Annotated in this window: 20 protein-coding genes; 17 read left to right on the top strand and 3 right to left on the bottom strand. The window is 71.3% G+C overall.

Going from position 1 to position 24,671, the window contains the following annotated elements:
• Positions 1-104: 104 nt before the first annotated feature.
• Positions 105-1,646, top strand: coding sequence for a S1C family serine protease (locus GVV75_RS02630; protein WP_159625623.1), 1,542 nt, complete (start codon positions 105-107; stop codon positions 1,644-1,646).
• A gap of 27 nt (positions 1,647-1,673) precedes the next feature.
• Here GVV75_RS02630 and GVV75_RS02625 read toward each other — a convergent pair whose 3' ends face one another.
• Together GVV75_RS02625 and GVV75_RS02620 are read right to left on the bottom strand one after the other, a co-directional pair.
• Positions 1,674-3,095: an isochorismate synthase gene (locus GVV75_RS02625; protein WP_159813344.1), complete on the bottom strand. Its 1,422-nt coding sequence runs from the start codon at positions 3,093-3,095 to the stop codon at positions 1,674-1,676.
• Complete coding sequence (locus tag GVV75_RS02620) at positions 3,092-3,790, bottom strand: demethylmenaquinone methyltransferase (protein WP_159523654.1); 699 nt, start codon at positions 3,788-3,790, stop codon at positions 3,092-3,094. Before GVV75_RS02620 ends, GVV75_RS02625 begins: the two co-directional genes overlap by 4 nt.
• A gap of 349 nt (positions 3,791-4,139) precedes the next feature.
• Between GVV75_RS02620 and GVV75_RS02615 the strand changes: the two genes are divergently transcribed.
• The 16 genes from GVV75_RS02615 to GVV75_RS02540 are packed head-to-tail and all read left to right on the top strand — an operon-like array spanning position 4,140 to position 23,141.
• Positions 4,140-5,471, top strand: coding sequence for a geranylgeranyl reductase family protein (locus tag GVV75_RS02615; RefSeq protein ID WP_268891828.1), 1,332 nt, complete (start codon positions 4,140-4,142; stop codon positions 5,469-5,471).
• Positions 5,468-5,827: an NADH-quinone oxidoreductase subunit A gene (gene ndhC / locus GVV75_RS02610; RefSeq protein WP_159523652.1), complete on the top strand. Its 360-nt coding sequence runs from the start codon at positions 5,468-5,470 to the stop codon at positions 5,825-5,827. Before GVV75_RS02615 ends, ndhC begins: the two co-directional genes overlap by 4 nt.
• A 30-nt stretch (positions 5,828-5,857) precedes the next feature.
• The gene (locus tag GVV75_RS02605; protein WP_159523650.1) at positions 5,858-6,478 is read left to right on the top strand and encodes an NADH-quinone oxidoreductase subunit B; all 621 of its coding nucleotides are present in this window, start codon (positions 5,858-5,860) and stop codon (positions 6,476-6,478) included.
• Entirely contained in the window at positions 6,475-7,251 is a 777-nt protein-coding gene (locus GVV75_RS02600) for an NADH-quinone oxidoreductase subunit C (protein ID WP_159717058.1), read from the top strand. Before GVV75_RS02605 ends, GVV75_RS02600 begins: the two co-directional genes overlap by 4 nt.
• On the top strand, positions 7,251-8,639 hold the full coding sequence (locus GVV75_RS02595) for an NADH-quinone oxidoreductase subunit D (RefSeq protein ID WP_159717056.1): 1,389 nt from the start codon (positions 7,251-7,253) through the stop codon (positions 8,637-8,639). The genes GVV75_RS02600 and GVV75_RS02595 overlap by 1 nt, the downstream gene beginning before the upstream one ends.
• A complete protein-coding gene (gene nuoE / locus GVV75_RS02590; RefSeq protein ID WP_235905277.1) occupies positions 8,639-9,385 on the top strand; it encodes an NADH-quinone oxidoreductase subunit NuoE in 747 nt (248 codons plus the stop codon). Before GVV75_RS02595 ends, nuoE begins: the two co-directional genes overlap by 1 nt.
• Positions 9,382-10,740, top strand: coding sequence for an NADH-quinone oxidoreductase subunit NuoF (gene nuoF / locus GVV75_RS02585; protein ID WP_159523644.1), 1,359 nt, complete (start codon positions 9,382-9,384; stop codon positions 10,738-10,740). Before nuoE ends, nuoF begins: the two co-directional genes overlap by 4 nt.
• A 3-nt stretch (positions 10,741-10,743) precedes the next feature.
• Positions 10,744-13,497: an NADH-quinone oxidoreductase subunit G gene (locus GVV75_RS02580; protein ID WP_159717054.1), complete on the top strand. Its 2,754-nt coding sequence runs from the start codon at positions 10,744-10,746 to the stop codon at positions 13,495-13,497.
• On the top strand, positions 13,494-14,912 hold the full coding sequence (nuoH, locus tag GVV75_RS02575; protein WP_159523640.1) for an NADH-quinone oxidoreductase subunit NuoH: 1,419 nt from the start codon (positions 13,494-13,496) through the stop codon (positions 14,910-14,912). The genes GVV75_RS02580 and nuoH overlap by 4 nt, the downstream gene beginning before the upstream one ends.
• Positions 14,905-15,591: an NADH-quinone oxidoreductase subunit NuoI gene (gene nuoI, locus GVV75_RS02570; RefSeq protein ID WP_159523638.1), complete on the top strand. Its 687-nt coding sequence runs from the start codon at positions 14,905-14,907 to the stop codon at positions 15,589-15,591. The genes nuoH and nuoI overlap by 8 nt, the downstream gene beginning before the upstream one ends.
• Positions 15,588-16,559: an NADH-quinone oxidoreductase subunit J gene (locus GVV75_RS02565; protein WP_159717052.1), complete on the top strand. Its 972-nt coding sequence runs from the start codon at positions 15,588-15,590 to the stop codon at positions 16,557-16,559. The genes nuoI and GVV75_RS02565 overlap by 4 nt, the downstream gene beginning before the upstream one ends.
• The gene (nuoK, locus tag GVV75_RS02560) at positions 16,556-16,855 is read left to right on the top strand and encodes an NADH-quinone oxidoreductase subunit NuoK (protein WP_159523634.1); all 300 of its coding nucleotides are present in this window, start codon (positions 16,556-16,558) and stop codon (positions 16,853-16,855) included. The genes GVV75_RS02565 and nuoK overlap by 4 nt, the downstream gene beginning before the upstream one ends.
• Positions 16,856-16,874: 19 nt before the next feature.
• Positions 16,875-18,884 carry an NADH-quinone oxidoreductase subunit L gene (nuoL, locus tag GVV75_RS02555; RefSeq protein WP_159717050.1) on the top strand — a complete coding sequence of 670 codons (2,010 nt, stop codon included), beginning with the start codon at positions 16,875-16,877 and terminating at the stop codon, positions 18,882-18,884.
• Between the two features lie 14 nt (positions 18,885-18,898).
• On the top strand, positions 18,899-20,449 hold the full coding sequence (locus GVV75_RS02550; RefSeq protein WP_159523630.1) for a complex I subunit 4 family protein: 1,551 nt from the start codon (positions 18,899-18,901) through the stop codon (positions 20,447-20,449).
• The gene (gene nuoN / locus GVV75_RS02545) at positions 20,446-22,038 is read left to right on the top strand and encodes an NADH-quinone oxidoreductase subunit NuoN (RefSeq protein WP_159523628.1); all 1,593 of its coding nucleotides are present in this window, start codon (positions 20,446-20,448) and stop codon (positions 22,036-22,038) included. The genes GVV75_RS02550 and nuoN overlap by 4 nt, the downstream gene beginning before the upstream one ends.
• A gap of 41 nt (positions 22,039-22,079) precedes the next feature.
• Positions 22,080-23,141, top strand: a complete 1,062-nt coding sequence (locus GVV75_RS02540) for a polyprenyl synthetase family protein (RefSeq protein WP_159813502.1) — start codon at positions 22,080-22,082, stop codon at positions 23,139-23,141.
• 102 nt (positions 23,142-23,243) lie between these two features.
• On the opposite strand, the gene GVV75_RS02535 is transcribed toward GVV75_RS02540, so the two are convergent.
• Complete coding sequence (locus GVV75_RS02535; RefSeq protein ID WP_175993999.1) at positions 23,244-24,629, bottom strand: hypothetical protein; 1,386 nt, start codon at positions 24,627-24,629, stop codon at positions 23,244-23,246.
• Positions 24,630-24,671 lie beyond the last annotated feature (42 nt).

The raw sequence follows: 24,671 nt of genomic DNA, 5'->3' as shown, positions 1-24,671 counted from the left end.
CGAGAAGAGAAGACACAGTCTCCCCGGTCTACCATGCGGCAGACAGCAGTTGATGACGCGGGTCGATCAGGCGCGCGCCCCATCCAGGAGGTTCAGAGGAGACCATGAGCAACTACGACGAGTCGAACGGGCAGCCGACTGGTGGCGCCAGCGCCACCAATCCGCACAGCTTGGCTCCCTCCGACCCCGCCCCCGCAGACAGCTCTGTCCCCGCGGCGGCGCGCATGACCGATCCCGCCGCGCCCACCGAGACCTACACCTCCGCCCCCACCGCCCCCGCCGGCTACGACTTCGGTCCGGGCTCTCAGCCGGGCCACTACCCCACCACCGACGCCTTCGCGGCGCCCACCACCGACGCCTTCGCGGTGCCGCCGGCCATGAGCGCCGTCGACGGCGGGGCCCCCGTCCCCGCGGCCCCCACGAAGGAGCGGCGGGGGCCCGGCTGGGGCTCCATGATCGCCATGACCGTGGCCGCCGCCCTGCTCGCCTCCGGGGGTACCTTCGCCGCCTTCCGCCACGACACCGATGGCGCCTCCACCCCGAAGAGCGCCGGCTCCTCGCCCACCGCCGTCGCGACCGGCTCCACCACGCAGACCGTCACCTCCCAGGGGACGACCCCGGACTGGCAGGCCGTCACCGCCGCCGTGTCGAACTCAGTCGTGTCCATCACGGTGTCCGTGGGGAACAGCGGCGCCGTCGGCTCCGGCGTCATCTACGACTCCAAGGGGCACATCCTCACGAACCAGCACGTGGTCGCGGGGGCCTCGAAGATCATGGTCACCCTCGCCGACGGGCGCATTTACGGCGCCGAGGTCACCGGCACGGACGCCAGCACGGACCTGGCCGTCATCAAGCTCAAGGACGCCCCGAGCGACCTCACCGTGGCGCAGATCGGGGACTCGGACTCCCTCGCGACCGGCCAGGGCGTCATGGCGATTGGCAACCCGCTGGGCCTGTCCTCCACGGTGACCACCGGCATCATCTCCGCGCTCGACCGCCCCGTGGTGACCACCCGGGAGGACACCGGGGATCCCTCCAAGGGCTCCGATCCGTCCCAGCAGGGACCGCAGTCGGGGGACCTCGGCGGGCTGCTCAACAACCTGTTCGACAGGGGGAAGAATCCCACCTCGCAGGTCTACACCAACGCCATCCAGATCGATGCCGCCATCAACCCCGGCAACTCCGGCGGGCCGCTCTTCGACGGCAGTGGCAAGGTCATCGGCATCACGAGCTCGATCGCCTCGACCGGGCGCTCCGGCTCCTCGGGCGAGAAGGCGGGGTCGATCGGCATCGGTTTTGCGATCCCCGTCAAGCTCGCCCAGAAGGTCGCCGACCAGCTCATCGCCACTGGCAGCGCGTCGCACGCCTACCTGGGGGTGAGCATCGGTGACGGCGGCGCTGAGGCTGACGGCGTCCTGCGCGCCGGCGCCGAGGTCGGCAGTGTGGAGCAGGGCTCTCCCGCGGCCAACGCCGGCGTCAAGCAGGGCGACGTGATCACGGCGATCAATGGCAAGAAGACCAACCAGGCCGCAGCGCTCACCGGCTTCGTCCGCCAGTACTCCGCTGGGGACGAGGTGACGCTCACCGTCATCAGGGGCGGCAAGTCTCAGGAGATCAAGGTCACTCTCGCCGAGAAGACCTCCTGAACCACGTCGCCGGGACCGGTCTCGCTCCTATTTTCGACCGGTCTCGGCGATGGGGAGGGCGCCGAGGGCGCCGAGCATGGGGCGCATCTTCGCGCGGGTCTCGGCGAGCTCATCGTCGGGATCGGAGTCCGGCATGATCCCGCCGCCCCCGAAGACCCTCACCGGCCCGCCGGGCGCGGCGATGGAACCACTGCGCAGCGCGATGCACCACTCGCCCTCGCCATGCCAGTCCACCCAGCCCACCGGCCCCGCGTAGCGCCCGCGGTCCATGCCCTCGACCTCTTCGATGATCCGGCCCGCCGCGCCGCGCGGGGTGCCGCACACCGCCGCGGTGGGGTGCAGGGCCCCCACGAGGGACAGGGCGCCCGTGTCCCCTGCCACCACGCCGGTGATATCGCTGGCCAGGTGCAGGACGTTGGGCAGCTCCAGGAGGAATCGCTCGGGCGCCTCCACCACCGAGCACAGCGGCATGAGTGCCTCGATCGCCGAGGCCCGCGCCAGGGCGTGCTCCCGGTTGTTCTTCTCCGAGCCCTCCAGCCAGGCGGCCAGTTCGGCGGTGCGACTGGGGGTGTCGCCCGGGTGGCGGCGGGCCGTCCCAGCCAGCACGCGGCTCGTCAGCCTGCGGCCGGCCAGGCGCAGCAGCATCTCCGGTGAGGCGCCGAGCATCCCATCGACCGCGAAGGTCCAGCAGGACGGGTACGCCCGTCCCAGCCTGCCCAGGATCGTCCCCGCGGGAAGGGCCTGGCCCGGAGTGACCAGCACATCCCTGGCCAGGACGACCTTGCGGGCCTCGCCGGCGCGCATGCGCTCGCGGGTGACGTCCACGGCCGCGCGCCAGTCCGCCTCATCCAGGGCGCCGAGCTCCACGAGGGCCCGCCCGCGGTCGGCGCCGGCCTCGGGCGCCGCCGACGCCGTCTCCAGTATCTCGGCGAGGAGCGCGCCATGGTCGGGGTGCTCCGCGGGCGCCCCGCCAACCCCGGGGGCGCCCCCGACTGGGGCCCGGACCGCCGTCGTCATCCAGGCCCCGCTCTCATCGGCGCCCACGATGACCTCCGGCACGAGCAGCACGGACTCGGCCGCCGAGCGGTCCGAGAACGCGATCGTCCCCACCGCCACCGGCCCCGTGCCCGGCCGGACCAACGGATCGCGCCACCAGGAGGCGTAGACCGTCGCCCGCCAGGCGCGGCGCAGCTCCTCGATGCGCCCCGACCCCCGCGCGCCCAGGACCAGCGCCCGGCCGAGCCCCACCAGGCCCCGCCCCTCGTGAACCCAGGAGACGACGTCGTCGCGCCCGGTGAGCAGGTCGAGCAGTTCCGCGCCATCGAGGGCGCCGGGCGGCAGCGCGGTGGTCAGGAACGACAGGCGCGGGGGACGCGCGGCCGCCTCGGCGGCGGCGAGGGCCAGTGGCCGCGGCGTCCCGGGGCGCCGGAAGGGCGCGGCGCCGCTCACGGTCGCGGCTTGGCGGCGCGGTGGACGGCGACGATCCCGCCCGACAGGTTCTTGTAGCCCACGCCGCGCCACCCGGCCTCCTGCATGAGCGCCGCCAGGGCGCGCTGGTCGGGCCAGGCGAGGATCGACTCCCCCAGGTAGTCGTAGGCCTCGGTGTTCGACGAGACGAGGCGGGCCAGGGCCGGCAGGGCCGTGCCGAGGTAGAAGCGGTAGGCGGTGCGGAAGGCCCGCCAGGTGGGGGAGGAGAACTCGGCGATGACGATGCGCCCGCCCGGCCGGGTCACGCGCGCCATCTCGCGCAGGGCCTTGGAGGTGTCCTGCACGTTGCGCAGCCCGTAGGAGATCGTGACGACGTCGAAGGATTCGTCGGCGAAGGGCAGGTCCATCGCGTCGCCCTCGACGAACTCGATCCCCGGGTGGCGGCGCCTCCCCTCGGCGACCATCCCGGGGGAGAAGTCGCAGGCGACGACGTCGGCCCCGTCGGCCGCGTACTCCACGGCCGAGGTGCCGGTGCCGGCGGCGAGGTCGAGGACCCGCATCCCGGGGCGGGCCGCGACGGCGGCGCGGGTGACTCGCCGCCACATGCGCACCTGCCACAGGCTCATGACGTCGTTGGTGAGGTCGTAGCGGTGCGCGACCGCGTCGAACATGCCCGCGACCTCGCGGGGGTCCTTGGAGAGGGAGGCTCGGCTCATGGCCCCATCATTCCAGGAAGTCGCCGCCATCCCCGCCGCGCCGGCTGGCTCGGGCGGTGGCGTCATGGGGGACCCTGGTCCTAGGAAAATGTGGTATTTGGATACGAGAAACGGACGTAATTCACTTGTCCGATGACTTGTCTCCGGTCACAGAGGGGCGCCTGAATCGTTGTGATTCCGCTGATGGGCTGGTCGGAGTGATCGAGGACCGAGACCACGGTGTCATCTCGCTAGGATTTTCCCAGGCCCGCCGTGCCGGATGGGTCACATGGCCCATTGCCCGCGCCGAGAGCGCCGCGGACGCCCTATTTCAGGGCCATGGCATGAGATCCTCGAAGGAGACTGACCGATGACGATCACCCCCACGAGCCACAGCGCCCCGACGGCGCAGCGGCCTGCGCGCGGGAGTGACCTGGCCGCGGACGTCGTCGTCATGGGCGCCGGACCCGCCGGCTCATCGGCCGCCTACCACCTGGCCACCCTCGGCCTGGACGTGCTCCTGGTGGAGAAGGGCGAGTTCGGCCGGGACAAGGTCTGCGGTGACGGCCTCACCCCCTCCGCCGTGCGCGAGCTCGCCTCCATGGCCGTGGACACCACCGGCTGGCAGCGGAACGTCGGCCTGCGCGTCATCGGCGGCGGACACCGCCTCACCTTCCCCTGGCCCGAGCAGGCCTCCTTCCCCTCCTACGGGATGGCCCGCCCCCGCGCTCGGCTCGACGCGGACCTGGCCGCCCATGCCCAGCGCGCCGGCGCCCGGCTGCTGACCGGCGTCACCGTCACCGGCCCGGTCATGACCCCCTCGGGGCGCGTCATCGGAGTCGAGGCCAAGCCCAGCGCCCGCGTCGAGGCCCCCGGCATCGAGGCCCCCGCGCGCCTGTCCGCCCCGCTCGTCATCGACGCCGGCGGTGTCTCCGCACGCCTGGCCACGGCCGTGGGCCGCGCCAAGAACGAGCGCAGGCCCCTGGGTGTGGCCGTGCGCGCCTACTTCCGCTCCCCGCGCGCCAGCGACGAGTGGATGGAGTCTCAGCTCGAACTGTGGGACGGCAAGCCCGGCGAGTCCGACCTCCTGCCCGGCTACGGCTGGATCTGGCCCGTGGGCGACGGCGTCGTCAACGTCGGGCTCGGCTCAGTCTCCTCCCGGGCCGCCACCACCCGCATCGACTACCGCGGCGCCTTCGCCCGCTGGATCGCGAACTGCCCGGCCGAGTGGGGCTTCACGCAGGACAACCAGATCGGGCGCCTCGCCTCCGCCGCCCTGCCCATGGCCTTCAACCGCAAACCCCACTACGCCGACGGGCTCATGCTCCTGGGCGACGCCGGCGGCATGGTCTCCCCCTTCAACGGCGAGGGCATCGCCCAGGCGCTCATGTCCGGGCGTCTCGCCGCCCAGGCGGCCGCGCAGGCCGCCGTGCGCTCCACCCAGGCCGGCCGCGAGCAGGCGCTCGCCCAGTACCCGGCCGCCCTGCGCGCGGAGATGGGCGGCTACTACACGCTTGGGCGCCTCTTCGTCGCCCTCATCGAGCACCCCGAGGTCATGCGGATCTGCACCCGCTACGGGCTTCCCCGCAAGCGCCTCATGAAACTCGTCACCAAGCTCCTGTCCGACGGGTGGGAGCGCCGCGGCGGCGACGCGGTCGACCATTTCATCCAGCTTCTGACAAGGATGGTGCCAGCAGCATGAATCCATACGTCTCACTGCTCGTCATGGCCGGGGTGGCGCTCGTCGTCGCGCTGGGTGGACTGGCGCTGTCGGCGATCATCAGCCCGAACCGGACCAACCGGGTCAAGGTCGCCAACTACGAGTGCGGGATCGACCCCACCCCCGTCAACACCGAGACCGGGCGCTTCCCCGTCTCCTTCTACCTGGTAGGTATGACGTTCATCATCTTCGACGTCGAGGTCGTCTTCCTCTACCCCTGGGCCACCGCCTTCGCCCGGCTCGGGTTCTTCGGGTTGTCCGCCGCGCTCATCTTCATCGCCCTCATCACGGTGCCCTACATCCTGGAATGGCGCCGCGGCGGTCTGGACTGGGACTGAGCGGGACGCGACGGAAGAGAGGCAGTAGCGATGAACATGGACGCCTACCGCGCCAAGATGAAGTCCATCCCGTCCAAGCGGGATGACCTGACGGCCCAGGCCATCGAGTCGGTCGAGGGGCCCGGCTTCCTGCTCACCAGCGTTGAGCGCCTGGCCGGCCTGGGGCAGGCCCGCTCCCTGTGGCCCGTCACCATGGGACTGGCCTGCTGCGCCATCGAGATGATGGCCACCGGCACCCCCCGCTTCGACATGGCCCGTTTCGGCTGGGAGGTCTTCCGCGCCTCGCCCCGCCACGCCGACGTCATGATCGTCTCGGGCCGCCTCTCCCACAAGATGGCCCCCATCATCCGCAACGTCTACGACTCGATGCCCGAGCCCAAGTGGGTCATCTCCATGGGCGCCTGCGCCTCCTCCGGTGGCATCTTCAACAACTACGCCATCGTCCAGGGCTGTGACCACGTGGTCCCGGTGGACATCTACCTGCCCGGCTGCCCGCCCCGCCCCGAGATGCTCATCAACGCCATGCTCGAGCTCACCCGTCAGGTCGAGGCCAAGCCCATGCTCAAGCACCGCGAGGAGATCGCGCGCGCCGTCGAGGCCGCCGCCCTCGCCGCCACTCCCGTGACCGAGATGAAGGGCCAGCTCGCATGAGTGACACCACCGCGCCGAAGGACGGCGCCCCCTCGGAGGAGCTCGCCTCCGCCCCCGCCGGGCTCGCGGTGCCCGAGATCGCGGGCGCCCCGGTGCGCCCCGAGCTGCGCGTCGAGGTCGTTTCGCGCCACAGCGGGCACTTCGGCGCCGCCGACTCCGGCGACACCACCGGCTACGGCCTCACTCAGTCCGCCGTCACCCTGGCGCCGGCCGCCTCCCGCCCCTACGGCGGCTGGTTCGACGACGCCGTGGACGCCCTCATCGAGGACCTGCGCGCCTCCGGCGTCGACCCGGCCGCCGCCATCGAGAAGGTCGTCATCGAGCACGACGAGCTCACCCTGTTCATCGCCCGCGAGCACCTGCTCGACGTCGTCGCCCCCCTGCGGGACGACCAGGACCTGCGCTTCGAGCTGTGCCTGGGCGTGAGCGGCGTCCACTACCCCCAGCTGGCCGGGCGCGAGCTGCACGCCTGCTTCCAGTTCATGAGCCTGACCCACGGCGCGCGCATGATCCGCCTGGAGGTCACCTGCCCCGAGTCCGACCCCCACGTGCCCTCGATCGTCTCCCTCTACCCCGGTGACGACTGGCACGAGCGCGAGACCTGGGACCTCATGGGCATCGTCTTCGACGGCCACCCGCACCTGACCCGCTCGGCCATGCCCGACGACTGGGTCGGCCACCCCCAGCGCAAGGACTACCCGCTCGGCGGCATCCCCGTCGAGTACAAGGGCGCCACCACCCCGCCCGCAGACACCCGGAGGTCGTACCGCTGATGAGCACCACCGCAGCCTTCACCGCCGCCGGCCCCGCCACCGACGACCTCGCCGACGGCGCCCCGCAGTACACCCTGTCCGGGGGTGACTGGGATGACGTCGTCGCCCAGATCGCCGCCCGCGATGAGGCCGACCGCCTCAAGCACGACCGGATCGTGGTCAACATGGGGCCCGTCCACCCCTCCACCCACGGCGTGCTCCGCCTCGTCCTGGAGATCGACGGCGAGACCGTCACCGAGGTCCGCGTGGGCACCGGCTACCTCCACACGGGCATTGAGAAGAACATGGAGTACCGCACCTGGGTGCAGGGCGAGACCTTCGTGACCCGCATGGACTACGTCGCCCCCTTCTTCCAGGAGGTCGGCTACGCCCTCGCCGTCGAGAAGCTCCTGGGCATCACGGACGACATCCCCGAGAAGGCCACCGTCACCAGGGTCCTGCTCATGGAGCTCAACCGCATCGCCTCGCATGTCGTGGCCGTGGGCACCGGCGGCAATGAGATGGGCGGCACCACGCTCATGACCATCGCCTTCCGCTGCCGCGAGAACATCCTCCGCGTCTTCGAGATGGTCTCCGGCCTGCGCATGAACCACGCCTACGTGCGCCCCGGCGGGCTCGCCCAGGACCTTCCCGAGGGCCTGACCGACTTCGTGCGCTCGGTCATGCCGGATATGAAGAAGGACCTCCACGAGCTCGAACTCCTCCTCATGGAGAACCCGATCCTGAAGTCCCGGTTCATCGGAGTCGGCGAGATCTCCCTGGCCGGCGCCATGGCCATGGGGCTGACCGGCCCCTGCCTGCGGGCCGCCGGCTACCCCCTCGACCTGCGCAAGACCAACCCCTACTGCGGCTACGAGACCTACGACTTCGAGGTCCCCACCTACGACCGCTCCGACTGCTACACCCGCCTGCGCATGCGCGTCGACGAGTGCTACCAGTCGCTCAAGATCGTCTCGCAGTGCCTGGAGCGCCTCGACGCCATCGCCGCGCGCGGCAACCACCCCTCGAACACCACCATGGTGGCCGACCCCACCATCGCCTGGCCCGCCCGCATGGCCATCGCCACCGACGGCCAGGGCCAGTCCTTCGAGCACGTCCGCGAGATCATGGGCAGCTCCATGGAGTCCCTCATCCACCATTTCAAACTGGTCACCCAGGGCTTCCGCGTCCCCGCGGGCCAGGTCTTCCAAAAGGTGGAGCACGCCAAGGGAATCCTGGGCGTCCACGCGGTCTCCGACGGCGGCACCCGCCCCTACAGGGTCCACTTCCGCGACCCCTCCTACTCCAACCTGCAGTCCCTGGCCCTCATGGCCGAGGGCGGCATGATCGCCGACCTCGTGCCGACCCTGGCCTCGATCGACCCCGTCCTGGGAGGCGTGGACCGCTGATGAGCACGAACCCGACCACCGCGGCACCCGCGGCCGATCAGGCCGCCATTCCCGCCATCCCCGCGGCCCTCACCGCCGCCTGGGATGAGGGCGTCGCCGCCCAGCTGCTCGCCGACATCGAGGCCATCAAGAGCCGTTACCCCGCCGAGCACCAGCGCAGCGCGCTCATCCCCATGCTCCACCTCATCCAGAGCGTCGACGGCTACGTCTCGCCCGCGGGCATCGCCCTGTGCGCCGAGGAGTTGGGCCTCACCCGCTCCGAGGTGAGCGCCGTGGCCACCTTCTACAGCCAGTTCCGCCGACACCCCGCCGGTGAGTACCACGTGGGCGTGTGCACCAACGCCCTGTGCGCCGTCATGGGCGGGGATGAGATCTGGGAGGCGGTGTCGGCGCGCACCGGGCTCGGCTCCGACGAGACCTCCGAGGACGGCCGCATCAGCCTGGAGCGCATCGAGTGCAACGCCGCCTGCGACTACGCCCCCATCGTCATGGTCAACTGGGAGTTCTTCGACAACCAGACGCCCGCCTCCGCCGTCGCCCTCATCGACGCGCTGGAGGGCGGCGAGGGCGCGCGCCCCACGCGCGGGCCGGACGCCCTGCCGACCTTCCGCGCCAATGAGCGCGTCCTGGCCGGATTCGAGGACGGCCATGCCGACGAGGGCCCCTCGGCAGGCGAGCCCAGCCTCCTCGGCCGGCGCATCGCCGCGGCCAACGGCTGGACCAGCCCGAAGGAGGACACCAAGTGAGCACCAACGCCGTCGACGCCTCCCAACCCGCCGGCCCCTCCTTCACCGCGCCGGGCACACTCACCCCCGTGCTCACCGAGCACTGGGGCGAGGACCGATCCTGGACCCTGGAGCACTACCTCTCCGTGGGCGGCTACGAGGGCCTGGCTCGCGCCAAGACCATGAGCCCCGAGGAGCTCATCGGCCTGGTCAAGGGCTCCAACCTGCGCGGCCGCGGCGGCGCCGGGTTCCCCACGGGCCTGAAGTGGTCCTTCCTGCCCCCCATGGATGGGGCGCCCCGCTACCTCGTCGTCAACGCCGATGAGTCCGAGCCCGGCACCTGCAAGGACATCCCCACCATCTTGGCCAACCCCCAGGCCCTCATCGAAGGCATTGCTATCACCTCGCGCGCCATCGGTGGGGATCTCGCCTTCGTCTACCTGCGCGGTGAGGTCACCCACGTCTACCGGCGCCTGCTGGCCGCCGTGCGCGAGGCTGCCGACTCCGGTCTGCTTTCCACCGGGTTCGGGCTCGACGGCGAGCAGCCGCTGCGGATCGTCGCCCACGCCGGCGCCGGCGCCTACATCTGCGGTGAGGAGACGGCGCTGCTCGACTCCCTCGAGGGCCGCCGCGGCCACCCGCGCCTCAAGCCGCCCTTCCCCGCCGTCGCCGGCCTTTACGGGCGGCCCACGGTTATCAACAACGTGGAGACCATCGCCTCCGTGCCCGGGATCCTGGCCAAGGGCGCCGACTGGTACAACGCCATGGGCACCGAGCGCTCCAAGGGCCACGGCATCTTCTCCGTGTCCGGGCACGTGGTGAGCCCCGGCCAGTTCGAGGCCCCCTTCGGCATCACCATGCGCCAGCTCATCGAGTTCGCCGGCGGCATCCGGCCCGGCCACAGCCTCAAGTTCTGGGTGCCCGGAGGCTCCTCCACCCCGATCTTCACCCCCGACGAGCTCGACGTCCCCCTCGACTACGAATCGGTGGCCGGCGCCGGCTCAATGCTGGGGACCCGCGCCCTCCAGGTTTTCGACGACACCGTCTCCGTGGTGCGCGTCGTCGCCCGGTGGACGGAGTTCTACCAGCACGAGTCCTGCGGCAAGTGCACCCCCTGCCGCGAGGGCACCTACTGGATGCGCCAGATCATGCTGCGCCTTGAGGCCGGCAAGGGCATCCCCGGCGATGTCGAGAAGCTCGAGGACATCGCCAGCAACATCGCCGGGCGCTCCTTCTGCGCCCTCGGTGACGCCTCGGCCACCCCGGTGCTGTCCGGCATCAAGCGGTTCCGCGATGAGTTCGAGGCCGGCTACACCACGCCCGCCCGCGAGCTCTTCCCCTACCGCGCCTCCTCCATCCTCGAAAGCGCCAGGTGAGTCATGACTGAGATGGTCAACATCACGATCGACGGCGTCCCCGTCGAGGTCGCCAAGGGAACGCTGCTCATCCGCGCCGCGGAGCGGATCGGCGTGCGCATCCCGCGCTTCTGCGACCACCCCCTGCTCGGGCCCTCGGCTAACTGCCGCCAGTGCCTCGTCGAGGTCGCCATGCCGGACCGTGAGGGCAATGTGCGGCCCATGCCCAAGCCCCAGCCCTCCTGCGCCATGACCGCCACCGAGGGCATGGAGATCTCCACCCAGGCCACCAGCGCGGTGGCGGCCAAGGCCCAGGCCGGCACCATGGAGTTCCTTCTCATCAACCACCCCCTGGACTGCCCTATCTGCGACAAGGCCGGTGAGTGCCCCCTGCAGAACCAGGCCCTGGAGCTCATGAGCACCGGCGCGCAGTCCGTCACTCGATTCACCGACGTCAAGCGCACCTTCCCCAAGCCCCTGCGCCTGACCAGCAACGTCCTGCTCGACCGCGACCGTTGCATCCTGTGCCAGCGCTGCGTGCGCTTCGCCGACGAGATCGCCGGGGACCGCTTCATCGCCCTCCAGGGGCGCGGCGGCGGCCACCCCGCCACCGATGGGCACAGCGGGGGCCTCTACTCCGAGCAGATCGGCCGCTTCGACTCCACCGTCCTCGACTTCCTCGACCCGGACGCGCCCGGCGCCCCCGGCGCCCAGTCGATCCGCGGCGCACACGGCCTCATGCCCGCCGAGGGCCTCGCCGGCCCCTCGGGCGACCCCGGCGCCGCCGACGGCCTGGCCCCCGGGCCGATCGACCCGGGCCGCGGCGACCTCGATGTCTCCGGGCGCCCCTTCGCCTCCTACTTCTCGGGCAACATCATCCAGATCTGCCCGGTGGGCGCCCTCACCTCCGCGCGCTACCGCTTCCGCGCCCGCCCCGTGGACCTCGTGTCCACCCCCTCGGTCACCGAGCATGACGCCTCCGGCTCCGCGATCCGCGTCGACATGCGCCGCGGCACCGTCCTGCGCCGCCTGGCCGGCGATGACCCCGAGGTCAACGAGGAGTGGATCACCGACAAGGACCGCTTCGCCTTCCCCTGGGCCACCGCCCCCGACCGCCTGACCACGCCGCTCGTGCGCGACGAGGCCGGCGAGCTGGTGCCCACCTCCTGGTCCGACGCCCTCGACGTGGCCGCCCGGGGACTGGCGCGCGCCGCCGCCGACGGCGGGGTCGGGCTCCTGCCCGGCGCGCGCCTGACGCTGGAGGACGCCTGGGCCTGGTCCCGCTTCGCCCGGGCGGTGCTGGGCACCAACGACATCGATCAGCGCGTGCGCGACCACAGCGCCGAGGAGGACACCTTCCTCGCCGCCCGCGTGGCCGGCACGGGCCTGGGCGCCGTCACATACACCAGCCTCGAGACCGCCGGCCAGGTCCTCCTGGTCGGCCTGGAGCCCGAGGACGAGTGCGGCTCGCTCTTCCTGCGCCTGCGCAAGGGCGTGCGCGCCGGCGGGGTTCGGGTCGCCTCCCTCACCAGCGTGCTCACCCCCGGCCAGGCCAAGATGAGCGCCGAGTCCATCCTCGTCGCTCCCGGCGAGGAGGCCCGCGCCGTTGCCCTCCTGGCCCAGACGCATCCGGCGCTCGTCGAGGCCCTCAAGGCCGACGGCGCCACGATCCTCGTCGGCGAGCGCGCCGCCGCCGTCCCCGGCCTGCTCACCACCATCGACACCCTGGCCACCGCCACCGGCGCGCGCCTGGCCTGGGTGCCGCGCCGCGCCGGTGAGCGTGGGGGTATCGAGGCCGGCGCCCTGCCCTTCCTCCTTCCCGGCGGGCGGCCCGTCGCCGACGCCACCGCCCGCGAGCAGGTCGCCACCGCCTGGGGGATCCCCACCACCGGTGAGAGCGCCCGGCTCCTCCCCGAGGCCCCCGGCCGCGACACCACCGCCATCCTCACGGCCCTGACCGACGGCGCGCTGGGCGGGCTCGTCATCGGCGGCGTCGACCTGCGCGACTTCCCCGACCCGGGCCTGGCCCGCGCGGCCCTGGCCGCCTCTGCCTTCACCGTGCAGCTGGAGGTGCGCCGCTCCGAGGTCACCGAGCACGCCGACGTCGTCCTCCCCGTGGCCCCGCCCGTGGAGAAGAACGGCACCTTCGTCAACTGGGAGGGGCGCGTGCGCCCCTTCGGGCAGGCCCACGTCTCGCGCACCCGCACCGACCGCCAGGTCCTGGGCATGCTCGCCGCGGAGATGGGCGCGGACCTGGGCGTGGACAGCCTTGAGACCCTCCACGCTGAGCTCGCCGGCCTGGGCCTGTGGGCCGGGGCCCGCCCCGCCGTCGCCTTCAGCGAGGCCCCCGCCCAGGAGGCGGGGGACGAGTCCGAGGCGGCGTCGTCGGCCCCCTCCGGCCTGCCCGCGGTGCTGGCCACGCATAAGCCGATGCTCGATGCTGGACGCCTCCAGGACGGCGAGACCTTCCTGGCCGCCACCGCCTTGCGCCCCGTGGTCCGCCTCGGCGCCGACCTCGCCTCCCGGCTGGGCGTCACCGGCGGGCAGGTCGTCGAGGTGACCACCAGCACCGGTGCCATCGCGCTGCCCGCGGTCATCGGGGGAGTCGCCGACGGCGTCGTCTGGCTCCCCGAGTGCTCCGCCGGCTCGACCGTGCGCCAGAGCCTCGGCGCGCACCACGGCTCGCCCGTGCGCGTGTCGCTCCCCATCAGCGGCGCGGCCGGGACCCCCGGCAGCGCCGCCCAGCCCAACACGCCCACTGCGGAGGTGGTCCGATGAGCACCGCGTCACTCATCCTCGCCCCGGCGGCGCTGCCCGTCGCCGCGAGCGGGGGAGTCAAGGCCGACTTCAGCGGGGAGACCTGGTGGCTCACGCTGATCAAGGCCCTCTTCCTCCTGGCCTTCCTCATCCTGTCCGTCATCATGGTCCTATGGGTCGAGCGCCGTGGCCTGGCCCGCATGCAGACGCGCCCCGGCCCCAACGTCAACGGCCCCTTCGGGCTCTTCCAGGCCCTCGCCGATGCCACCAAGTTGATCCTCAAGGAGGACTTCTGGCTCGGCGGCGCCGAGAAACTCCTCTACCTGGTGGCGCCGATCCTCACGGCCTTCACGGCTTTCATGGTCTACGCGATCATCCCCTTCGGGCCCGAGGTCTCCATCTTTGGCCACCACACGCCCCTGCAGATGGCCGACTTCCCGGTGGCGATCCTCTACGTGCTGGCCGTGACCTCCTTCGGCGTCTACGGCATCATCCTGGGCGGCTGGTCCACTCACTCCGTCTACCCGCTGCTGGGCGCCGTGCGCAGCGCGGCGCAGGTCATCTCCTACGAGTTGAGCATGAGCCTGTCGATCCTCACGGTCTTCCTCGCCTCGGCCACGATGTCCACATCCGGGATCGTCGCCGCGCAAGACAGACTGTGGTGGGGCATCGCCATGATCCCCAGCTTCCTCATCTACGTCGTCTCCATGGTCGGAGAGGTCAACCGCCTGCCCTTCGACCTGCCCGAGGCCGAGGGCGAGCTCGTCGCCGGCCACATGGTCGAGTACTCCTCGATGAAGTTCGCCTGGTACTTCCTGGGCGAGTACATCAACATGTTCAACGTCTCGGCCGTGTGCGTCACCCTGTTCCTGGGCGGCTGGCACTCCGGCTTCGGATGGCTGTGGCCCGGGTCGAACGAGGGCTGGTGGCCGATGCTCTGGTTCATCGCCAAGGTCTGGACCGTCATGTTCTTCATGATCTGGACCCGGGGCACCCTCGTGCGCATTCGCTACGACCACTTCATGAAGCTCGGCTGGAAGTTCCTCATCCCGGTCTCCCTGGGATGGTTCGTCCTGGTGGCTGTCGTCCAGGGCTACCGCGCCTTCTCCGGCGGCTCTACCCGCGGCCTGCTCATGGTTCTGGCCGTCGTCTTCCTCGTGGCCATGCTCATCCTGTTCCTCCTGCCCGCCCGCGACGACGGCGCGGCCGACGGTGCCCGCGCGGGCCAGGGCGCTGGTGACCTCGTGGCCCCCGGCGAGGAGTTCGACGCCTACGCGGGCGGCTACCCCGTTCCGCCGCTGCCCGGTCAGAGCCTGCCGGTCACGCCCAGGGCCCGCCGCGCCGCGGCGGCCACCTCCCTCGCACCAGCGGGCGCCGCAGTCGGACCCGCCGGCGCCCAGTCCGCCGCGACCTCCCAGGAGGGGACCGATGACTGACCTGAACCCCACCCCGCGCGCCTCCGAGCACGACCGGTGGCTGCGCGACGCTCCCGGCCCCCTGGCCCGGGCCTTCGCGCCCGTGGCCGGGTACGGGGTCACGATCTCCTCGATGTTCCGGCCCACGGTCACCGAGCAGTACCCCTTCGAGCCGGCCAACCTCATGCCGCGCTACCACGGCCGCCACCAGCTCAACCGCTACGACGACGGCCTGGAGAAGTGCATCGGCTGCGAACTGTGCGCCTGGGCCTGCCCCGCCGACGCCATCTACGTCGAGGCCGCGGACAACGCCCCCGGCGCGCAGTACTCGCCCGGCGAGCGCTACGGCCGCGTCTACCAGATCAACTACCTGCGCTGCATCTTCTGCGGCATGTGCATCGAGGCCTGCCCCACCCGGGCCCTGACCATGACCCTCGAGATCGAGGAGCTGGTCGGCCCCACCCGCACCGGCCTCATCTACGAGAAGGACGACCTCCTGGCCCCCGTCCCCGACGGCGCCCTGGACGCCCCGCACCCCATGGTCGAGGGTACTGAGGACGGCGACTACTACCGCGGCGCCGTCACCGGGCCGACGCGGGCGCAGGCCGACTGGGTGCGCGCCCACCGACCCGAGGACCCGACCCTGGCCACCGTCAAGGTCGTGGAGGCCCCCGCCAGGCCGAAGGAGGCCGTGCGATGAGTTCACCCACCCTCCTCCTCCCGCTGGCGCCCGCGGCCCCCGGTGGCTCCGGGGCGGTGACCCTCGGGGAGACGATCCTCTTCGGCGTCGTCGCCCTGGTCACCATCGCCTGCGGCATCGGCCTGCTGACCGCCAAGCGCGCCGTTGCGGCCGCGGTCAACATGATCGTCATCATGATCGGGCTGGCGATCCTCTACATCGCCAACGAGGCCCCCTTCCTGGGCGTCACCCAGGTGGTGGTCTACACCGGCGCCATCATGACCCTCGTCCTGTTCGTCATCATGCTCGTCGGAGTCGGCGGCGAGGAGCCCGTGGGCGCCACCTCCTCCAGGTCCCAGGTCCCGCTCATCGCCCTCGTCGGGGTCGCTCTGGCGGGCGCCCTCGGCGTGACGGTCTGGCGGACCCCCCTGCCCCGCCCCGCCGGCCTCGGCTCCGCCTCCGATCCGGCCGAGCTCGCCGCCGCCCTGTTCAGCCGTCACGTGGTCACCATGGAGCTCACCGCGATGCTCCTCATCGTGGCGGCTCTGGGAGCGCTGACCCTCACGCATCGCCAGCGCATCCGCCCCAGGCGCTCCCAGGCGACGATCGCCCAGGAGAAGTTGCGCGACTACGCCATCAAGGGCACCCACCCCGGTCAGCGGCCCATGCCCGGCGTCTACGCCGCCACCAACTCCGCCGCCGCCCCCGCCCTGGACGCCGATGGCACCGCCGTCGAGGAGTCCATCCCCCGCGTCCTGCGCGCCCGGGAGCTCGGCTACGAGTTGGCCGAGGTCTCCCCCGAGACCGCGGCCGCCGCGCGGGCCGGCCAGATCCGCGCCCGCTCCGGGGCGCGCGTCGCCCAATCCGGCATGGCCTCCATGCCCGGCGCCGCCGCCCCGGTGGTCAGCCAGCCCATAGCCGCCCCGGCCCCTCCCGAGACCGCGGGCGCGGAACCCAGCCAGACCGAGGCGAAGGAGGAGGACAAGTGAGCATCGGGTTCTACATCATCCTGGCGATCATCCTGTTCTCTCTCGGCGCGCTCACCGTGCTGCTGCGCCGCAACGCGATCATTGAGCTCATGGGCGTCGAGCTCATGCTCAACGCCGTCAACCTCGTGCTCGTCACCTTCTCGCGCCTCCACGGCAACCTGACAGGGCAGATCTTCGCCTTCTTTGTCATCGTCGTGGCCGCCGCCGAGGTCGTCGTGGGGCTGAGCATCGTCGTGTCCATCTTCCGAACCCGCAGGGGAGTGTCGGTCGACGACATCAACCTGCTCAAGAACTGAAGGGGCTGATGTGAGCATGATGGGCGCACTTCCCCTCGCGCTGGCGCCAGCCGCCTCCGCCGGGCATGCCACCCACGCCGCCACCGGCGCCGCCGCGCTGGCCTGGCTCCTCATCGCGGTGCCCGCCGCCAGCGCGGCGATCCTGCTGATCGCCGGGCGCCGCTCCAACTCCTGGGGCCACTGGCTGGGCCTGGCTGCCGCCGTTTTCACCGCCGTCCTGGGACTGACGATCATCGCCCAGGTCGCGGGCATGGCCGAGGGCCAGCGAATCATGAGCGCCAAGCTCTGGCACTGGTTCAGCGCCGGGAGCCTGCGCATCGACGTCGGCCTGCGCATCGACCCGCTGTCCCTCACCTTCGTCGGCCTGGTCACCTTCGTCGGCTCCCTCATCCACCTGTACTCGGTGGCCTACATGAGCCACGACCGCGACCGCCGCCGCTTCTTCGCCTACCTCAACCTCTTCATCGCCGCGATGCTCACCCTCGTGCTCGGCGACTCCTACATCGCCCTGTTCGTCGGCTGGGAGGGCGTGGGCCTGGCCTCCTACCTCCTCATCGGCTTCTGGAATACCGCTGACGCGGACGACCCGCGCGCCGCGCGCGACAAGAGCATGGAGAACGCCACCGCGGCCAAGAAGGCCTTCATCATGAACCGCGTGGGGGACATGGGCCTCCTCGCGGCCATGATGGCGATGGTCTCCCAGGTCCACTCCGTGGCCTTCGACGCCGTCCTGCCGGCCGCCGCCAGCGGCAGCGTCACCACCGGCTGGCTGACGGCCATGGGCTTCTTCCTCCTCGTGGCCGCCTGCGGCAAGTCCGCTCAGTTCCCGCTGCAGGCCTGGCTGGGCGACGCCATGGCCGGCCCGACGCCGGTGTCCGCCCTCATCCACGCCGCCACGATGGTCACCGCCGGCGTCTACCTCATGGTGCGCTCGGGCGCCATCTACGGCGGCGCCCCCAGCGCCCAGTTGGCGGTCGCGATCGTCGGCGCCATCACCCTGCTCCTGGGCGCGATCATCGGCTGCGCCAAGGACGATATGAAGAAGGTGCTCGCCGCCTCCACCATGAGCCAGATCGGCTACATGATGCTCGGCGCGGGCCTGGGCCCCATCGGCTACGCCTTCGCGATCTTCCACCTCCTCACCCACGGCTTCTTCAAGGCCCAACTGTTCCTGGGGGCGGGCTCCGTCATGCACGCCATGAGCGACCAGGTCGACATGCGCCGCTTCGGGGCGCTGCGCGCCGCCATGACGATCACCTGGGCCACCATGGGCATCGGCTGGCTCGCGATCCTCGGCATCCCGCCCTTCAGCGGCTTCTGGTCCAAGGACAAGATCATCGAGGCCGCCTTCATCGGCGAGGGCGCCAAGCCCTGGATCCTGGGCTCCATCGCCCTCGTGGGCGCTGGCATCACGGCCTTCTACATGTCCCGCCTCTTCTTCATGATCTTCCACGGCAAGGCCCGCTGGACCACCGAGAAGGACATCGAGGGCCCCGTCCACCCGCATGAGTCGGGATGGATGATGACCCTCCCGCTGCTCATCCTGTCGGTGTTCTCCTTGGGTCTGGGCGGCGCCCTAGCCGCCGGGGACACCTTCGTCACCTGGCTAGAGCCGGTCACCGGCCACGCCGAGCACGGCGAGCCGGTGCTGCCCGAGACCATCATCATGGGTGCCACGCTGGCCCTGGTCATCCTGGGCGCGCTCGTCGCATGGCTCATGTACGCCGCCCGGCCCGTGGCCACCGTCGTCCAGCCCTCCAACGCGCTCGTCGAGGCGGCGCGCAAGGACATGCACCAGGACGCGATCAACGAGGCCATCGCCATGCGGCCCGGTCAGGGCCTCGTCCTAGCCGCCAACGCCTCGGACCGCTACGTCGTCGACGGCGCCGTCGAGGGCCTGGCTAGCGGCACCGCGGCACTCGGCCGGCTCGTGGGCCGCACCGAGTCCGGGTACGTGCGCTCCTATGCCGGCTACATGGCCGCCGGCACCGTCCTGGCCCTCATCGCCGTCCTGGCCACCAGGTTCTGAGAGGACACCGCCACATGCAGACACTCACCGTCGCCACAGGCCCCTACCCGGTGCTCTCCCTCATGGTGCTGGTCCCCCTCATCGGGGCCCTGCTCCTGGCCGTTCCCGCCCTGCGGGGCCAGGCGCGCGGGCTCGGCCTGGTCATCGCGCTCGTCGAGCTCGGCCTGGGCATCTGGGCTGCCATCCTCTTCGACCCCCACGCGGGGACCGTCTACCAGCTCGCCGAGACCCACCAGTGGATCCCGGCCATGGGCGCCTCCTGGGCGTTGGGCGTCACCGGCCTCGGCCTGGCGATGCTCCTGCTGGCCGTCTTCCTCGTGCCCATCGTGCTCCTGGCCTCCTGGGGCGAGATCCCCGCGGACAACCAGGCCGGCTTCGCCGGGCTCATCCTGTCCCTTGAGGCCTTCATCATCGTCATCTTCACCGCGCGTGACGTCCTCCTCTTCTATCTCGTCTTCGAGGCGATGCTCCTGCCCGTCTACTTCCTTATCGGCCGCTACGGGGGGCCCGACCGGCGCCGCGCCGCCATCAAGTTCCTCCTCTACTCCCTGGCCGGCGGCCTCGTCATGCTCATCGGCGTCGTTGCCCTGGCCGTGTACGGCCCCGGCGGCGAGGGGAACTACCTCATCGAGAACCTGTCCCAGGGGCTCACCTCCTCCACGGGCGTCACCCGGGGCATCTTCGTCACCTTCCTCATCGCCTTCGCTGTCAAGGCCCCGATGGTGCCCGTGCACACCTGGCTGCCCGACACCGCCGAGCAGGCCACTCCGGGCACCTCAGTGCTGCTCATCGGCGTCCTGGACAAGATCGGCACCTACGGGATGATCGCGATCGTCCTGCCGCTCTTCCCCGAGGCCTCCCGCTGGGCGGCGCCGGTCATCCTGCCCCTGGCGATCGTCGGCATCATCTACGGCGGGCTCGCCGCCATTGGTCAGGACCACCTCTACCGGCTCATCTCCTACACGTCCATCAGCCACTTCGGCTTCATGGTGCTGGGGATCTTCATCGGCAACCAGATCGCCGCCGTCGGCGCCATGGTCTACATGGTCGCCCACGGGCTGTCGATCGCCGGCCTCTACCTCATCACCGGCTTCATGGCCCGGCGCACCGGGACCGTGCGCATCAGCGAACTCGGCGGCATCGCCCGCGTGATGCCGCTTATCGCCGGGACCTTCCTCTTCTCCGGCCTGGCGTCCATCGCCCTGCCGGGCCTGTCCGGCTTCGTCCCCGAGTGGATGGTCCTCACCGGCAGCTTCTCGGCCAAGCCCGTCTACGGGCTCCTCGCGCTGCTGGGCGTCATCATCGCCGCTGTCTACATGCTCCTGCCCTACCAGAGGGTCTTCACCGGGGCGCCGGCCCCGGAGCGCGTCGGCAGTCAGGACCTCGACGGCCGTGAGCGCGTCGTCGTCGCCCCCATCCTCGTCGCCATGCTGGTCCTGGGCCTGGCGCCCGCCAGCCTGACCGGCATCCTCGACGGCGTCGGGGCCCAGACCGCCGCCACCATGACCGGGGCGGGTTCTCAGCCCGCCGCCACGGCCCCCGTCACGGAAGGGAGCAGCAAGTGAGCTTCACCGCCCCGTCCATCCAGTGGGCCGGCCTCGTCCCGGTCCTCATCATCCTGGGAGCCGCCATCCTCGGCGTGCTCATCGAGGCCCTCATGCCGCGCCGCGCCCGGCACCTCGCCCAGACGGCGCTGGCCGTCCTGGCCATCCTCGGCGCGATGGTCGCCATCGTGTGGCGCTGGGGCGTCGTCGTCGACGGCAGGGCCCCCGGCTACCCCGTCATCGGCTTCAACGAGGACAACTTCGGCATCGCAGCCCAGGGCATCGTGCTCATCATCGGCCTGCTGTCCATCCTCGTGATCTCAGACCGCACCGAGATCGGAGACTCCGCGTTCGCCGCGCAGGCCGCCGACCGGCCCGGCAGCGCCGAGGAGAGCGAGTCCATCCACGCCGGGTGGCTGGCCACAGAGGTCTTCCCCCTCGCGCTGTTCTCACTGGCCGGCATGATGCTCTTTCCGGTGGTCAGCGACCTCATCTCCCTGTTCGTCATGCTCGAACTCGTCTCGCTGCCGCTGTACGTCATGGCCGCCATGGCCCGCCACCGCCGCCTGCTCAGCCAGGAGGCCGCCATGAAGTACTTCGTCCTGGGCGCCTTCGCCTCGGCCTTCCTCCTCATGGGCTCCGCCCTCCTCTACGGCGCCTCCGGCTCCGTGTTCTACAACGACCTCCAGAACGGGGTCCGGGTACAGCCGGGGCTCGCCTCGGCCGTGGACGGCGCCATCGCGGGCGTCGACTGGCTCGTGCTCGCCGGGGTCACCCTCGTGCTCGTGGGCCTCCTCTTCAAGATCGCCGCCGCGCCCTTCCACGCTTGGAGCCCGGACGTCTACCAGGGCGCCCCCACCCCGGTGACCGGCTTCATGGCCGCCGGGGTCAAGGCCACCGCCTTCCTCACCCTCGTGAGGTTCTTCTACATGGTCGGCGGGGGGCTGAGTTGGGATCTGGCCCCCGCCCTATGGGCCATCGCCATCCTCACCATGGTGGTGGGCACCGTCGTCGGCATCGTCCAGCGCGACGTCAAACGCATGCTCGCCTATTCCGCGATCGCCCACGCCGGATACATGCTCATCGGCATCATCGCCTACAACCAGCGCGCGATCCTGGCGATCCTCTTCTACTGCCTGGCCTACGGCATCGCCACGGTCGGCGCCTTCGGCGTCATCTCCCTGGTGCGCGAGTCCCACGGTGGGGGAGCGGGGGCCGAAGCCACCGGCCTGGACGACTACCGGGGCCTGGCCCGTCGCAGCCCCTGGCTCGCCGGTGCCATGACGGTCTTCCTGCTGTCCTTCGCGGGCATCCCGCTCACCGGTGGTTTCATCGGGAAGTTCCAGCTCTTCGCAGCCGGTATCGGCGGTGGGGCGACCTGGCTCGTCGTCATCGCGGTCGCGAGCTCGGCGGCCACGGCCTTCTTCTACCTCAGGCTCGTCGTGCTCATGTACTTCCGCACCCCCGAGGGCGAGGGCGTCACCGTCGTCGACTCCCAGGGTATGGCCGCGGCCGCGATCACCATGGCCGTCCTGGCCACGATCGCCCTGGGCGTGCTGCCCCAGGCTGCGCTCACGGTGCTCGGCGATGCGGCTATGCTCATCCCGTGACCACACCGTTGTCGTTGAGCGCCCCGGAACTCGAGGGCCGCATGGCCCCTGCCCTCGACGCCGTGGAGGAGCGGCTCATGGCGATCGTCAGCAACGCCGACGAGACCATCAACCCTCCCACCTCCCACCTGGCCCGGGCCGGGGGCAAGCGCCTGCGCCCCGCCCTCGTCCTCCTGACCGCCCAGCTCGGCGACCCCGAGCTCGCCACCGGTGAGGCGGTGAGGGACGCGGGCGTGGCCGTGGAGCTGACCCACATCGCCACGCTCTACCACGACGACGTCATGGACGATGCCCCCCTGCGCCGCGGCGCCCCCAGCGCCCAGACCGTCTGGGGGAACTCGGCGGCCATTCTCGCGGGCGACATCCTCGTGGCCCGCTCCTCCCAGCTCATCGCCGCCCTCGGCCCGGAGGCGACCCTCGCCCACGCGCGCACCTTCGAGCGCTTGTGCACCGGCCAACTCCACGAGACCCTCGGCCGTCCGGCGGGAACCGACCCGGTGGACCACTACATCCAGGTGCTCGCGGACAAGACCGGCTCCCTCATCGCCGTCTCCGCCCGCTACGGCGCCATGCTCACCGGCGCGGGCCCCGTGGTCGAGGCCATCGTCGAGGAGTTCGGCGAGCGGATCGGCATCGCCTTCCAACTCGCCGACGACGTCATCGACCTGGCCTCCGACTCCGAGACCACCGGCAAGACCCCCGGAACGGACCTCATCGAGGGCGTGGACACGATGCCCGTCCTCCTGCTGCGCACCGCCCTGGCCGCGGGCGAGCTCGACGCCGCGGGCCAGTCGATCCTCTCCGACTTGTCCTCCGCGGACCTGCGCGATCCCGCCGTCCTCGCCGGGGTCGTCGCGCGCCTGCGCGCCCACCCCGTTCTCCAGCGCACTCGGCAGATGGCGGTGTCCTGGGCTGACGAGGCCATCGCCGGCCTGGAGGGCCTGGAGGAAGCCGTCCTCGCCGCGACCCGCGAGCGCCTGGCCTCAGGCGGCGTCGCCGAGGACGATCTGAGGACCGCCCTGGCCGACGCCCGCGAGCGCGCCCGGGTGGTGCGGGGCCTGCTCGAGGACTTCGCCCACCAACTCGTCGACCGGGCCGCCTGAGGCCGGTCCTTGACACGGAGGGCCGTGCGGCCCTCCACCCCTCCGCAGAGCGCGAGGCGGGCCCCACGGCTCTGCGCCGTGGGGCCCGCCTCCTTCATGAGCTCAGTGCGTGGCCTCAGCCGTGTGCTCGTGCTCGTGCTCCTCGTCGTGGTGCTGCCCGTCGTGGTGCTCCTCGTGCTCCTCGTCGTGGTGCTCGGAGCCATCGGCGTGCGTGTGCTTGGCGAAGGCGACCTCGTTGGGGGTCACCGAGTAGGCCTTGGTGGTCTTCTCCCCGTTGGTGAGGTCCACCTTGTGGACGCTGTTCGTGGCCGGCTCGGTCACCCAGGCGGTCGTGCCGGAGATCTGGAGGGCCGGGTGGGCGTCCTGCCACTTGGCCGGCGGCTGCCAGGCGGCGATCACGGGGATCGAGTCGACGAAGGACCCCGAGGCGGGGTCGAGCTTGTGCAGGGCCCCGTCGGTGCCGAGCACCCAGGCGTTGTCTTCGCCGTCGCGCTTGATGCCGCGCCACGTGTACTCCGCGCCCGCGGGCATGTTGACGACGGAGAAGGTGCCGGCGGCCGAGTCGAGCAGGCCGACGCGGTGCAGGTTGACGCCCTCGGCGTCGCGGTCGTCCTTGTAGTCGGTGACCGCGATGGGGGAGGAGGTGGTGGTGTAGGAGTTGCCCACGCGCCCGTAGTCGGCGTCAGGGCTGGCGATCTTGGTGAAGGAGCCGCCCTTGTACAGCAGGACGCCGTTCTCGCAGCCGAGCATGGCGGCCTCATCCTTCATGACGCCCTCGCCATGGACCCCGGGGCACTCCTCGTTGCGGGTGAGCTCGGTGCCCGAGGCGTCCTGGGCCAGTGCCCCCTTGCGGGACTCAGAGTTCCCCAGGGTGCGGATGACCGTGCCGTCGGAGAGCTTGACGGCCACGCCGTGGTGGGCCTCCTCGGAGGCGATCTTCTCGGTGCTCGGCAGGCTGGTGACGGTCTCATCGGCGTCGTGGCCCAGGGCGTCGGTCTTGACGAAGGTGATCTCCCCGCTGCCGTCGGCGAACAGGCCGGTCCAGCCGCCGTGGGGCGTCACGTGCCCGCCCTTGTTTGCCGGGAAGACGAGGTCGGTGAGCTTCGCCTCGCCGCCGCCGGCCCCGGTGGACAGGACCCGGAAGCCGGACTCGGTGGTGATCAGGACGTGCTCGTTGTCGCCGAAGGGGTTGAGGCGCAGGAAGCCGCTCATGGGGAAGTCGGCGACCTCCTCCAAGGTGGAGGCGTTGACGACCTTGACGCCGCCGTCGTAGGCGAAGACGAAGCGGTCCGAGCCGTGGTGGTGCTCGTGGGCCTCGGCGGAGGCGCTCATGGCGGCGGTCGCGGAGGCAGCCGTGGTGGCCGAGGCACCCTTCGAGCCTGAGCCGCAGGCGCCCAGGGCCAGGGCCGTGGCGCTCAGGGCGGCGATGACGGCGGCGCGCCGCGTGGCGCCGACCAGGCGCGGGCGTGACGAGATAGAGGATGACATGAGATGTCCTTTCTGGCTGGGGCGTGTCATCGGCGGTGATCG

It is taken from the genome of Actinomyces sp. zg328 (assembly GCF_009829635.1).
GTDB lineage: Bacteria > Actinomycetota > Actinomycetes > Actinomycetales > Actinomycetaceae > Actinomyces > Actinomyces marmotae.
This window is presented reverse-complemented; position numbering and strand designations above follow the sequence as displayed.